Here is a 12,755-nt window from a genome sequence, read left to right as displayed (position 1 = left end):
CATGAGCGCGGTATCCGACGACATCACTGCCGATTTCATCATCGAGGCACAGGAAATCCTGGATCGCCTCGGCGAACAGCTGGTGTCGCTGGAGCAGGCACCGCAGGACAGCGATCAGCTCAACGCGGTGTTCCGCGGCTATCACACGCTCAAGGGCGGCGCCGGCTTCCTCGGCGTCACCGCCATGGTGGAGCTGTGCCATGCCGCTGAAGAAGCGCTGGGCGCCGCGCGTGCCGGCCAGGCGGTGCTGCAGGCCCATCACTTCGACGCGGCCCAGCAATCGCTGGACTACCTGCAGTCGATGCTGGATGCAGTTTCCTCCGGCACCGAGCCGGGCTATGCGCCGCCGGACTTGATCGCCCAGTTCGACGTGCACGGCGGTGCCGTGGCGGCACCCGCCGCCGCCGCAGCACCCGCCGCGGGTGGCAGCGACCTGATCACCGACGACGAATTCGAGGCCCTGCTCGACCAGCTGCATGGTGGCAACGCGCCGACCGCGGTCGCACCAGCGAAGAAAGCCGACGACGGACTGATCAGCGAAGACGAGTTCGAAGCCCTGCTCGACCAGCTGCACGGTGGCGCCGCACCGGGCACCAAGCCTGTTGCCGCCGTGGCACCGGCGCCGGTTGCAGCCCCGCGCCCGGTCGCCGCACCGGCACCGGTGGCAAAGCCGGCCGCCAAGCCGTTGGCCGAGGCCGAACACACCGTACGCGTAGACACCAAGCGCCTGGACGCGATCGTCAACCTGATCGGCGAACTGGTGCTGTCACGCAATCGGCTCAAGACCCTGCGTGCACGCCTGCGCGATGAAGAATTGGACCGCGCCGTGTCCACACTGGACATCGCCACGGCCCGCCTGCAGTCGGCGGTGATGCGTACCCGCATGCAGCCGGTGGGCAAGGTCTTCTCCCGCTTCCCCAAGGTGGCCCGCGACGTCGCCCGCTCGCTGAAGAAGGAAGTGGACCTGGAACTGATCGGCGCCGAGACCGAGCTCGACCGCAACCTGGTCGAAGCGCTGGCCGACCCGCTGGTGCACCTGGTCCGCAACGCCATCGACCATGGCGTGGAAATGCCCGACCTGCGCGAGGCGCAGGGCAAGCCGCGGATGGGCCACGTGCGGCTTTCGGCGCAGCAGGAAGGTGACTACGTCAGCATCGAGGTGCAGGACGATGGCGCCGGCATCGACCCCGAAAAGCTGCGTGCCAAGGCACGCGAGAAGGGCCTGATCGATCCGGAAGCCGCTGCGCGCCTGAGCAGCGAGGAATGCCTGCACCTGGTGTTCCTGCCCGGCTTCTCGACCAAGCAGCAGGTCACCGACATCTCCGGCCGCGGCGTCGGCATGGACGTGGTGCAGTCACGCATCCGCGAACTGAGCGGCCAGATCCAGATCCAGTCGGAGCTGGGCCGTGGCAGCCGCTTCCTGATCCGCGTGCCGCTGACCCTGGCGATCCTGCCGACCCTGCTGGTGCAGGCCGGTGAGGACGTCTACGCGCTGCCGCTGGCGCGCGTGATGGAAGTGCTGCACGCACCGCGCACGTCGCTGGGCTGGTTCGATGGCCGTGCCGTGCTCGACCGCCGCTCGCACACCCTGCCGCTGGTCGATCTCCGCCAGTGGCTGGATGTGACGCCGGCCGCCTCGCCCCTGCTGACCATCGTGGTGCTGCAGGCCGGCGAAGCGCGCTTCGGGCTGGTCGTGGACCAGGTGCGCGGGCGCGAGGAAGTGGTCATCAAGCCGCTGCCGAAAGCCCTGCGCGGCCTGCGTGGTTATGCAGGTGCAACCTTGATCGGCGATGGTCGCATGGCCTTGATCCTGGACGTGGACGGACTGCGATGACCCCCGCCGGGCGTCGCCCGGCGACCCGAAAACTGTGACTACCGTCTGTACGCGATCTACCGGTGTCTCAAGTCCCATTCATACACGCCGATACCGGAACCATGGATAGACTCAGCCTCATTGGACTCTTTCTCGCCCTGGCCTCGCTGGTCGGTGGCAGCATCCTCAAGGGCGCCGGCCTGGCGTCGTTGTGGTCGCCTGCGGCGTTCGTGATCGTCATCGTCGGCACCGTCGCCGCGATCCTGCTGCATACCTCGCCGGCGGTGTTCAAGCATGCGTTCAAGATCGTGCGGTGGGTCGTGCGCCCGCCGCACAGCGATCGCCGCGAACTGATCCAGCAGATCGTCGAGTGGAGCAACATCGCCCGTCGCCAGGGCCTGCTGGGCCTTGAATCGCAGGTGGAAGCGCAGCAGGACCCGTTCCTGCGCAAGGGCCTGCAGCTGCTGGTGGACGGCGTCGAGCCCGAATCGATGCGGCACATGCTGGAAATCGAACTGGGCAGCCAGGAACACCAGGACCAGGCCGGTGCCAAGGTATTCGAGGCGATGGGCATCTACGCGCCCACGCTGGGCATCATCGGCGCCGTGCTCGGCCTGATCGCGGTGATGAAGAACCTGGCCGACCCGAGCAAGCTGGGCCACGGCATCGCTGCCGCGTTCACCGCCACCATCTACGGCATCGCCTCGGCCAACCTGCTGTTCCTGCCGGTGGCCGCCAAGCTCAAGAGTGTGATCTCGCACAACACCCGCGATCGCGAAATGGTCATCGAAGGCCTGATTTCGATCGCCCAGGGCGAGAACCCGCGCAACATCGAAACCAACCTTTCCGGCTTCCTGCACTGACATGGCCCGCCGCAAGCACCACGAAGAGCACGCCAACCACGAAGCATGGGCGATTCCCTATGCCGACCTGATGACGCTGCTGCTCGCCTTTTTCGTGGTCATGTACGCGATTTCCTCGGTCAACGAGGGCAAGTATCGGATCATGGCCGACGCGCTGACCGATGCCTTCGGCGGCGCACCGCGCACCATCAATCCGGTGCAGGTGGGTAACAAACAGGTGCAGGGGGGCGGCTGGGACAGCCCCTCGGTGATCAAGTCCGGCACCAAGATCGGACCCTCAGCGCCTGCACCGTCGCACGACCCGACCCTGCTGCCATCGATGGCCTCGCAGATGCGCATGCCGGTGTCGGTGCACAACCAGGAGCAGATCGCGCGCGCCGAGCGCCAGCTAAACAGCATCGCCGACCGCCTTACCGCTGCACTGGCGCCGTTGATCGACCGCGGCATGATCAGCGTGCGCCGCACCGAGCTGTGGATCGAAGTCGAGATCAACAGCGACATCCTGTTCCCCACCGGCTCGGCCGCGCTGGACGTGCATGCACGGCAGACCCTGGCCAGCCTGGCCGAGGTGCTGCGTGACGTGCCCAACAGCGTGCGCGTGGAAGGGCACACCGACAATGTACCGATTGCTACCGCCACCTTCCCTTCAAACTGGGAACTGTCGGCCGGCCGCGCGGCCAGCGTGGTGCACCTGTTCGCCGACCAGGGCGTGCAACCGTCGCGGCTGGCGATGGTCGGCTACGGCCAGTTCCGCCCGCGCGAAGAGAACGACAGCGCGCAGGGCCGCAACCGCAACCGTCGGGTGATGGTCATCATCCTGGCCGACACCTCGCATTCGGTGGACCCGCTCGGCCAGCGCCTGAACGCAGCCACCGGTGCCACCCAAAGCACCGACACCGAGCAAGCCGCGGCAACTCCGGCTACCGCCCCCACCTCCCCCATCGCACCGGTGAAGTTGCCGCCGGTGCCGGCTGGCAGCCGCGTCGGCGCCGCCGTTCCCCCGGCAATGAAGGAGTAAACCGATGCGCATCTGGGCAGTCGCCAACCAGAAGGGCGGAGTCGGCAAGACCACCACCACCCTCGCCCTCGGCCGTGGCCTGGCCGCGCTTGGCCATCGCGTGCTGCTGATCGACCTCGATCCGCACGCCTCGCTCAGCCGCGCCTTCGGCGTGCCGGTCGATCCGCCGCCGGCCGGCGTGCTGGAACTGTTCGGCGCACCGCCGGCCGATCTTTCCAGCCTGTGCCATGCCAGCAGCATCCACGGCCTGGACTATGTCTGTGCACAATCCGCGCTGGCCACATTGGAACGCCGCAGCGCCAACCAGCCCGGCCTCGGCCTGGCCCTACAGAACGCGCTTGCCCGCCATCAGGGGCAGCACGACTACATCCTGCTGGACTGCGCACCCACCCTCGGTCTGTTGATGATCAACGCACTGGCCGCGGCCGACCGCCTGATCATTCCCACCCAGGCCGAGCCGCTGGCTCTGCATGGCCTGGAGGGGATGGTCCGCACCGGCGAGATGGTCGAGCGCTCGCGCCGCCGCCCGCTGCCGATCTCGATTCTGCCCACCCTGTTCGACCGCCGCACCCGCGCCGGCAACGAATCGCTGCGCACGATGCAGGATCGTCACGGCACCCGCGTTTGGGAAGACGCCATTCCCATCGACACCCGCATCAGCAACGCCGCCGGCCTGACCCTGCCAAGCGTTGGTGAGGACTACCCGGGCCGCGGCCTGGCTGCCTACCGCCGCGCCCTCAACTGGATCCTCGGCGAGGATGCCCGCGCCCTGGAGCAGGCCGCATGAACAGCACCGGCGTACTGGACGACTATCTGGACGAACTGCTGGGCGAAGCGATCGCCGTGGCGCCACCGGCTGCACCGCCGCCGGCCAGCGACGAAGCGTGCCCGGCGATTGCAGCGGACGCCGAACGCGAGCCGACCTGGGACGATCTTCCGGCCGAAGTGATCTACGAAACGGAGACTGTTGCTGCTGCCCCGGCAGAGGACAACGCAGCACTGGAAGCCGCTTTCGAGGCCGCCGCAACGCCTGTCGCCGCTCCCGAGCGCGAACCAACCTGGGATGACCTGCCTGACGAGGTGATCCACGAGACGCCCCCTGCTCCGACCGCCGCCAAGGCAGGTCCGGAACCCACCTGGGACGACCTGCCGGACGAAGTGATCTACGAGACCGATACGGCCGACAGCCATCGCCTCGCCCACACCGACAGCCCCGGCCTGCAGGCTGCATTCGAGGCCGCAGCAGGCGGTGAGGACGTTCCTGCGCTGCCACCGGCCGTAGTCGCAGCACCCGCTCCAGCGGCACGCACCGATGCCGCGCCGCCACCGCGCGTGGCCGTGGACGCACCAGCAGGCAACCGTCCGAACAGCTGGCAGGAACTGCAGGCACAGGCACATCGGCCCGCCAGCAGTCCGCATCCGCAGAACCGACGCGCCGGCGAGCGCACCTCGCGCTGGCTGCGCCTGCGCTGCGGCACCCAGGCCTATGCACTGGAACTGCTGAAGGTGCAGGAAGTGGTGCTGCCGGTGCCGCTGCTGCCGTTGCGCGGCACCGCGCCAGCCATGCTCGGCATCATGAACCTGCGCGGCCAGGTGGTACCGGTGATGGATCTCGGCCTGCACCTCGGCGCGGCGGCCGCTGAAGACGACTCACAGACCCGCATCGTGGTCCTGGAAGAAGACGGCGAGACCATCGGCCTGCGCGTGTCGGCGGTGGAAGATGTCGCCAACCTCACCGATTCGCAGATCGAACCGCCCGATACGGCGCGCATCTGCCAGATCTCCAACGACCTGTTCCGTGGCGTCGCCCGGGTCAGCCAGCGCCCGATGATCCTGCTGGATGCCACGCGGCTGTTGAGCTGAGTCGGCGCTTTGCGCCGACGCGTTGCCTGTCGGGGACGCAAGGAATTGATCCGTTGGATCAACACCTTACGTCCCCACTGCGCCGTCGCCATTAAAAAGGGGACGGAGGGGATTAAGTCGCATCCGCCTCCATCAGCAACGGCGCCTACGCAGCGGGGACGGCAGGTGCCGATGCGCAGCATTGGCATCTCCCGCCCCCGAACAACACCGCATCGGCGCACCGCGTCGATTCCCCTAAAGAACCCCGCCGGGGTGCCGTTATGGATCACGGAACCGTTTGTCCGGAGCAACGATGAGCACTGTCGAACTGGGTGGGGATCTCGGCATCGAGAGCACCACTGAGCTCAAGAACCGCCTCGCCCCATTGGTGGCGCAGGCAGGCGAGCTGACCCTGGATGCAAGCCAGGTCGCCCGCATCCACACGGCCGCCGTGCAGGTGCTGTGTGCGTTCGTGCAGGCCCGCCGCGAGGCAGGTCTCGGCACCGGCTTCCACGGTTGCACCGCAACCTTCCGTGACGCCGCGCGCCTGCTGGGCGTCACCCAGGCCCTGGGCCTGGACGTAACCCATGACAACCTGAAATCTGTGGAGAACGCTGCATGAGCGCACGTATCTTGGTGGTGGACGATTCGGCGTCGATGCGCCAGATGGTGTCCTTCGCCCTCACCTCGGCCGGTTTTGCCGTCGAAGAAGCTGAAGACGGCGCGGTCGCGCTCGGTCGTGCCAAGGGCCAGCGCTTCAATGCGGTGGTCACCGACGTCAACATGCCGAACATGGACGGCATCGCGCTGATCCGTGAACTGCGCCAGCTGCCGGACTACAAGTTCACCCCGCTGCTGATGCTGACCACCGAATCGGCCGCCGACAAGAAGTCCGAAGGCAAGGCCGCCGGCGCCACCGGCTGGCTGGTCAAGCCGTTCAATCCCGAACAGCTGGTCGCCACCGTGCAGAAAGTGCTGGGCTGATCGCCCGCCACCGCTCCCCCTCTTCGCTTCCGGACCACCACTGCCATGAGCATGGACCTGCAACGCTTCCACGCCACCTTCTTCGAGGAGAGCCGCGAAGGCCTCGACGCGATGGAGGCTGGCCTGCTGGCCCTGGAATCGGGGCAGCAGGACGCGGAGATCATCAATTCGGTGTTCCGCGCCGCCCACTCGATCAAGGGCGGCGCCGGCACCTTCGGCTTCGATACGATCGCCGGCCTGACCCACGTGCTGGAAACGCTGCTCGATGAACTGCGTGCCGGCAAGCGGGCGCTGGAAGGCCACGCGGTCGACGCCATGCTGTCCTCGGTGGACGTGCTGCGCGCCCTGCTTCGCGAAGCCGAACACGGCCAGGCTGCCGATCCGGCTGCAGTCGCTGCGGTGAAGGCGCGCCTGGAAGCGGTCCTTTCCGGCCAGGCCGCACCGAGCGCCCCCGCTGCCGTCGCGGCCAAGGTGGACGATACGCCGGAAGCCTGGCAGATCGGCTTCACCCCGGCACCGTCGCTGTTCATGAGCGGCAACGACCCGCTGCGCATCATCCGCGAACTGGAGCATCTCGGTTCGCTGCAGGTCGCCGCGCGCATGGAACGCCTGCCGGGCTTCGCCCAGCTCGACCCGCTCGAGGCCCATCTGGCGTGGGATCTGGGCCTGGTCGGCAAGGTGCCGCGCAGCAAGATCGAAGACACCTTCGCCTGGGTACTGGACGACTGCGAACTGGACATCCGTCCGGCCGCACCGCCGAGCCTGGCTACACAGGCGCCCATTGCAACCGCCCCTTCCACACCGGCTGCCGTCGTACCGGCGGCGCCTGCTGCGCCCGCCACCAGCGGCGGCGCCAGCCAGGAAGCCGAAACCTCGATCCGAGTCAGCGTCGACAAGGTCGATGCGCTGATCAACCTGGTCGGCGAACTGGTCATCACCCAGGCCATGCTCAAGCAGGTCTCGCACGCACTGGACCCGGTCCACGCCGAGAGCCTGTTCGCCGGCCTGGACCAGCTGGAACGCAACACCCGCGACCTGCAGGAAGCCGTGATCGGCGTGCGCATGCTGCCGGTCGATGCGGTGTTCCGCCGCTTCCCGCGCCTGGTCCGCGACCTGTCCAGCCGCCTTGGCAAGCAGGTCCGCCTGCGCACCGTCGGTGAAGGCACGGAGCTGGACAAGGGCCTGATCGAAAAGATCGCCGACCCGCTGGTGCACCTGGTGCGCAACTCGATCGACCACGGCCTGGAGATGCCGGACGTGCGTCGCGGCGCGGGCAAGGACGAAACCGGCACCATCACCCTGGCAGCCTCGCATCAGGGCGGCCACATCGTCATCGAAGTCAGCGACGACGGCCGCGGCCTGGACCGCACCAAGATCCTGGCCAAAGCCCACGAACGCGGCCTGGCAGTGCCGGACAACCCTACCGATTCGCAGGTCTGGGACCTGATCTTCCAGCCTGGTTTCTCCACCGCCGATGCAGTCACCGACCTGTCCGGCCGTGGCGTCGGCATGGATGTGGTCCGCCGCAACATCCAGGCGCTGGGTGGCGAGGTGCAGATCGAAAGCAGCCTTGGTAACGGCACCCGCACGCTGATCCGCCTGCCGCTGACCCTGGCCATCCTCGATGGCATGACCGTGGCAGTCGCGGGCGAAACCCTGATCCTGCCGCTGGCCTATGTGCTTGAGGCCCTGCAGCCGCAGGCCGAGGACATCCGCAGCATGGCCGGCGAAGGCCGCGTGCTGCGCGTACGTGGCGAGTACCTGCCGATCCTGTCGCTGAGCGAATACTACGGCTACGGCAACCGTGCGCCGGGCAGCGAATCGCTGGTGGTGGTGGTCGAAGGCGATGGCCAGAAGATCGCGCTGGAAGTGGACGAACTGGTCGGCCAGCAACAGGTCGTGGTGAAGAACATCGAGAACAACTACCGCCGCATCGGCGGGGTGTCCGGTGCCACCATCCTCGGCGATGGCCGCGTGGCCCTGATCGTCGACATCGGCGGGCTGGTGCGTTCGCTGCGGATGCCGCAGGCCGCCTGATCTACGTTGCAGGCGTGTACTGGACCGCCGCCCTTCCGGGCGGCGGTTTTCGTCTGTGCGCGCCCTGCCAAGGGATCTGCCCCCAACCCACTGCGCCCTGCATTCCGTGAACTCCGTCAACGCGACGGTTTCGCGCGCAACTACGTCACACCAGCGCAAGCCCCGCCACGGCGGCACTTTCGCGCCGTCATCCCTACGCAACCGAATGTGATCTGCGTCCATAAAGTCCATCCGGACTGCGCCGCTATTTCGCTTTGACGGCCGTCACCGAACCCCCACCGGGCACCACCGTTCGCTCTGCAACCACCCCCAAACCGGCGCACAGACGCCAGCACTCTGCCCACCTGGAGCACCCTGCATGAAGTGGTTCCAAGATCTGCCCATCGCCCGCAAGCTGGCCGTGGGGTTCACCCTCACCACGTTGATGACCCTGGTCCTCGGCGCGTTCGCCCTGCTGCGCCTGAGCGAAGCCAACGCGCAGCTGCGCGAGATGGCCGGCAACGATATCCCCTCCGTCCAGCACCTGGGCGAGGCGCGCTCGCAGCTCGGTGAGTTCCGTACCTACGAACTGGCCCAGCTGAGCATGCTGGACCAGCCGGAGAAGGTCGCCGACTACAACAAGCGCATGGACGACACCGCCAAAGCCGTGCATGACGAACTGGCGGCGTACTCGGCGCTGCCGGCGCTGGAGAAGGAGCGCGAACTCTATCGCGCGGCCAGAACGCAGCTGGATCGCTACTTCGCCGCCAACAAGGCGATGCGCGACGCCGTGACCGCCGGTGACGGCGCCCTGGCGCAGCAGATCTCCGACGAGCAGTCGCGCCCGGCACGTCGCGACCTGTTCGCTGCAATGAAGGCACTGGGCACCCACATCGCCGGGCAGATGGACGGCAAGATCGCCGACGCCAACGCCACCCATCGCAACAGCATGATCGCCATCATCGGCTGCATCGTACTGCTGTCACTGGTGGCCGCCGCGCTGGCCATCGTCATCTCGCGTGCGGTCACCGGTCCGCTGGGCAAGGCCGTGCATGCCATCCAGGCAGTTTCCCGCGGCGACCTCAGCGTCAGCACCCAGGCCACCAGCAAGGACGAGGCCGGCAAGATGCTGGCCGCCACCGCGGAGATGACCGCGATGCTGCGCCGCTTCAGCGAGCAGACCCAGCTGATGGCCCAGATGCATGCCGGCCCGGACATCAGCCACCGCATTCCCGAAGACTTCCCGGGCGTCTATGGCCAGCTGGCCAACGGCATCAACACGGTGATCTTCGAACACCTCGATGCAATCGTCGATGCCATTGAAGTACTCAACCAGTACGCCACCGGCAATCTGACCCCGGACGCACGCCGCCTGCCGGGCAGCCGCGCGATCCTGCACGAGTCGATGGATGCGGCCAAGGCGAGCCTGCTGGCCATCAACACGCAGATCCAGCAGCTGGCCTCGGCCGCCGCCGCCGGCGACTTCAGCCAGCGCGGTGATGCGCAGCGTTTCGATCACGATTTCCGCGTGATGATCGAGCACCTCAACACCATGATGCAGGTGGCTGACGGCAACCTCGGCCAGCTCTCGCAGCTGCTGCAGTCGATCGCCGCCGGCGACCTGACCGCACGCATGGACGGCCAGTTCAACGGCGTGTTCGCGCGCATGCGTGACGACGCCAACACCACCGTCACCCAGCTGACCCAGATCGTCGGCCAGATCCAGGCCAGCGCTGGCAGCATCACCCTGGCCGCCGGTGAGATTGCATCGGGCAACAGCGACCTGTCGCGCCGTACCGAGCAGCAGGCCGCCAACCTGGAAGAGACCGCGGCGTCAATGGAGGAACTGACCTCCACTGTGCGTCAGAACGCCGAGCACGCCCGCCAGGCCAACCAGCTCGCCATCGGTGCCCATGGCGTCGCCTCGCAGGGCGGTGAAGTCGTCGGCCAAGTGGTCACCACCATGTCGGCCATCGAAGCCTCGTCGAAGAAGATCGCCGAGATCATCAGCGTCATCGACGGCATTGCGTTCCAGACCAACATCCTGGCGCTGAATGCCGCCGTGGAAGCCGCGCGTGCCGGTGAACAGGGCCGCGGCTTCGCCGTGGTCGCCAGCGAAGTGCGCACCCTCGCCCAGCGCTCGGCGGCTGCCGCCAAGGAGATCAAGGGCCTGATCGATGATTCGGTCGGCAAGGTTGCCGAGGGCTCCAGCCTGGTCCACCAGGCCGGCAGCACCATGGGCGAGATCGTGGCCTCGGTGCAGCGCGTGACCGACATCATGGCCGAGATTTCCGCTGCTTCGCAGGAACAGTCGGCCGGCATTGAGCAGGTCAACCAGACCGTGGTGCAGATGGACGAAACCACCCAGCAGAACGCCGCGCTGGTGGAGGAAGCCACCGCCGCCGCGCGTGCAATGGAAGACCAGGCCGTGCAGCTGGGTGAAGCCGTGGCCCGCTTCCGGCTGGCATCACAGGGCACGACGGCCATCCCGGCACGCCCGCTGGCGGCACCGGTACCGCGCCAGGTTGCAGCCGCCGCACCGGCCGCAAAGCCGGTCCCGGCGCGTACGCTGCGCACCGCGACAGCCCAGCCGGCGCTGGCCGCAGACGGCGACTGGCAGGAGTTCTGATATAACCGGGGTCGGATCCCTTTCCTTCGGGAAGGGGATCCGACCCCGGACGCACGGAAAGTGATGCAATTCTCACTTCATAATCCGGCACAGTGGCCGATATCCCCATCGAGCCTCGCGCCAACGCGTGCTGGCGCCCGCCCCTGACCGTAGATTCCATGTCCGACGGCAACGACACTGCAGTGCATGATGTCCACGCGGCTGATGCCGCTGACGAACGTTTCCTGGTCCGCAATCCGCGCCAGCTGCGGCAGCTGCTGCGATCGCTGATCGACCAGCGATCACTGATCAATGCGCATATCGACGGCCGCGACCGCTCGTTCCCGACCGCGCTGCTTGAGCTCGACGAGGATGAAGACACCCTGCTGCTCGATGGCAGCCCGCAGGAGGCGTCCAACCGCGCCGCCGAACAGGCCGATCATCTGCTGTGCTTCGCCCAGCTCGAACGCGTGCTGGTGCGGTTCCGCCTGCAGGCACTGCAGCGTGTGGACAACGACGGCCACGTCGCCTTCCGCGCCCCTCTGCCGGACGAGCTGGTCCATCTGCAACGACGTGAGATGTACCGGCTGGAGACGCCCGTCACCGATTCGCCCCAGCTGCTGATCCCCGCCGGCGAGAGCCGCGCCGAAGCGCTGTCGATGCGGGTGGTGGACATCAGTGGTGGCGGCCTGGCGGTGGCCGTGCCTACCGACTGCGCGGTGTTCAGCCTGCAGAAGCGCTACCCGGCGGTGCTGTCGCTGCCCGACGGCCCGGACCTGGAGATCGAGCTGGTCGTCTGCAACCTGCTGCCGCAGCGCCAACCCAACGGCATCGAAATCAAGCGCGTGGGCATGCGCTTCGACATCCTGCCACGTGGCGCCGACAGCGCCATCCAACGCTATATCTTCCGCATCGACCGCCAGCGCAAGGCGCGCCGCAACGGCGAGCTGTAGGGCTCGTCCAACCGGTAGTGCCGGCCGCTGGCCGGCAACCTCGCGACAACGCGGGGCCCACACCTAAAGTCCCCCGACGAGGGGCCGATATCGAGCCTGACACCGGGACTTCCGGCAGAACCAGGACCCCTCGATGAACGACAAGACCAGCTCCACCGCCAGCGCCGGTGGCGAATTCCTCAGCTTCACCCTCGGTGCCGAGCACTACGGCGTGGACATCCTCAAAGTGCAGGAAATCCGCGGCTATGACGCGGTCACCCGGGTGCCGGATGCACCGGACTACATCAAGGGCGTGATCAACCTGCGCGGCACCATCGTCCCGGTCATCGACCTGCGCCTGAAGCTGCGCCTGGACGACGCCCGCTACGACGCCTTCACCGTGATGATCGTGCTGAACGTCGACGACCGAGTGGTCGGCATCGTGGTCGACAGCGTCTCGGACGTGATCCCGCTGTCGGCCGAGCAGATCCGCCCGACCCCGGAATTCGGCGCCGCCGTCGATACCCGCTTCATCTCCGGCATCGGCACGCAGGACGACCGCATGCTGATCCTGCTCGACATCGAGACCCTGCTGGACAGCGCCGACATGGGCCAGGCCAACGTCGTTGAAGACGCCGCCGCCTGATCAAGCGGACCTGCTTCACGTTCTGGTCACACA

General features: G+C 67.3%; 11 protein-coding genes. All 11 read left to right on the top strand.

Annotated features, from left to right (window positions below):
- Position 1 precedes the first annotated feature (1 nt).
- Positions 2 to 1,834 (top strand): chemotaxis protein CheA, encoded by a 1,833-nt coding sequence (locus tag GOC52_RS09785; protein ID WP_053442967.1) that lies wholly within the window; start codon positions 2 to 4, stop codon positions 1,832 to 1,834.
- Positions 1,835 to 1,935: 101 nt separating this feature from the next.
- Complete coding sequence (locus GOC52_RS09780; protein WP_010482457.1) at positions 1,936 to 2,676, top strand: flagellar motor protein; 741 nt, start codon at positions 1,936 to 1,938, stop codon at positions 2,674 to 2,676.
- 1 nt (position 2,677) lies between these two features.
- Entirely contained in the window at positions 2,678 to 3,694 is a 1,017-nt protein-coding gene (gene motD / locus GOC52_RS09775) for a flagellar motor protein MotD (protein ID WP_049434715.1), read from the top strand.
- Positions 3,695 to 3,698: 4 nt separating this feature from the next.
- The gene (locus GOC52_RS09770; protein ID WP_019338560.1) at positions 3,699 to 4,481 is read left to right on the top strand and encodes a ParA family protein; all 783 of its coding nucleotides are present in this window, start codon (positions 3,699 to 3,701) and stop codon (positions 4,479 to 4,481) included.
- Positions 4,478 to 5,557, top strand: a complete 1,080-nt coding sequence (locus GOC52_RS09765) for a chemotaxis protein CheW (protein ID WP_191851289.1) — start codon at positions 4,478 to 4,480, stop codon at positions 5,555 to 5,557. Before GOC52_RS09770 ends, GOC52_RS09765 begins: the two co-directional genes overlap by 4 nt.
- Before the next feature lie 292 nt (positions 5,558 to 5,849).
- Positions 5,850 to 6,158 (top strand): STAS domain-containing protein, encoded by a 309-nt coding sequence (locus GOC52_RS09760; protein WP_014037092.1) that lies wholly within the window; start codon positions 5,850 to 5,852, stop codon positions 6,156 to 6,158.
- Positions 6,155 to 6,520, top strand: coding sequence for a response regulator (locus GOC52_RS09755; protein WP_005409521.1), 366 nt, complete (start codon positions 6,155 to 6,157; stop codon positions 6,518 to 6,520). Before GOC52_RS09760 ends, GOC52_RS09755 begins: the two co-directional genes overlap by 4 nt.
- A 45-nt stretch (positions 6,521 to 6,565) precedes the next feature.
- Positions 6,566 to 8,557, top strand: coding sequence for a chemotaxis protein CheA (locus tag GOC52_RS09750; protein WP_191851287.1), 1,992 nt, complete (start codon positions 6,566 to 6,568; stop codon positions 8,555 to 8,557).
- Between the two features lie 358 nt (positions 8,558 to 8,915).
- On the top strand, positions 8,916 to 11,165 hold the full coding sequence (locus GOC52_RS09745) for a methyl-accepting chemotaxis protein (RefSeq protein WP_191851285.1): 2,250 nt from the start codon (positions 8,916 to 8,918) through the stop codon (positions 11,163 to 11,165).
- Between the two features lie 158 nt (positions 11,166 to 11,323).
- Positions 11,324 to 12,097, top strand: coding sequence for a flagellar brake protein (locus tag GOC52_RS09740; protein WP_049437805.1), 774 nt, complete (start codon positions 11,324 to 11,326; stop codon positions 12,095 to 12,097).
- 133 nt (positions 12,098 to 12,230) lie between these two features.
- The gene (locus tag GOC52_RS09735; protein WP_010482468.1) at positions 12,231 to 12,722 is read left to right on the top strand and encodes a chemotaxis protein CheW; all 492 of its coding nucleotides are present in this window, start codon (positions 12,231 to 12,233) and stop codon (positions 12,720 to 12,722) included.
- Positions 12,723 to 12,755 lie beyond the last annotated feature (33 nt).

It is taken from the genome of Stenotrophomonas sp. SXG-1, from assembly GCF_014083965.1.
In the GTDB taxonomy this organism is placed as follows: domain Bacteria; phylum Pseudomonadota; class Gammaproteobacteria; order Xanthomonadales; family Xanthomonadaceae; genus Stenotrophomonas; species Stenotrophomonas geniculata.
Note: the sequence above shows the minus strand (reverse complement) of the source record. Positions and strands in the feature narration are given on the sequence as shown.

Coding starts and splice junctions, on each gene's coding strand:
- GOC52_RS09745 (WP_191851285.1), top strand. CDS start 8,916: ATGAAGTGGTTCCAAGATCTGCCCATCGCCCGCAAGCTGGCCGTGGGG.
- GOC52_RS09785 (WP_053442967.1), top strand. CDS start 2: ATGAGCGCGGTATCCGACGACATCACTGCCGATTTCATCATCGAGGCA.
- GOC52_RS09760 (WP_014037092.1), top strand. CDS start 5,850: ATGAGCACTGTCGAACTGGGTGGGGATCTCGGCATCGAGAGCACCACT.
- GOC52_RS09750 (WP_191851287.1), top strand. CDS start 6,566: ATGAGCATGGACCTGCAACGCTTCCACGCCACCTTCTTCGAGGAGAGC.
- motD (WP_049434715.1), top strand. CDS start 2,678: ATGGCCCGCCGCAAGCACCACGAAGAGCACGCCAACCACGAAGCATGG.
- GOC52_RS09780 (WP_010482457.1), top strand. CDS start 1,936: ATGGATAGACTCAGCCTCATTGGACTCTTTCTCGCCCTGGCCTCGCTG.
- GOC52_RS09735 (WP_010482468.1), top strand. CDS start 12,231: ATGAACGACAAGACCAGCTCCACCGCCAGCGCCGGTGGCGAATTCCTC.
- GOC52_RS09755 (WP_005409521.1), top strand. CDS start 6,155: ATGAGCGCACGTATCTTGGTGGTGGACGATTCGGCGTCGATGCGCCAG.
- GOC52_RS09770 (WP_019338560.1), top strand. CDS start 3,699: ATGCGCATCTGGGCAGTCGCCAACCAGAAGGGCGGAGTCGGCAAGACC.
- GOC52_RS09740 (WP_049437805.1), top strand. CDS start 11,324: ATGTCCGACGGCAACGACACTGCAGTGCATGATGTCCACGCGGCTGAT.
- GOC52_RS09765 (WP_191851289.1), top strand. CDS start 4,478: ATGAACAGCACCGGCGTACTGGACGACTATCTGGACGAACTGCTGGGC.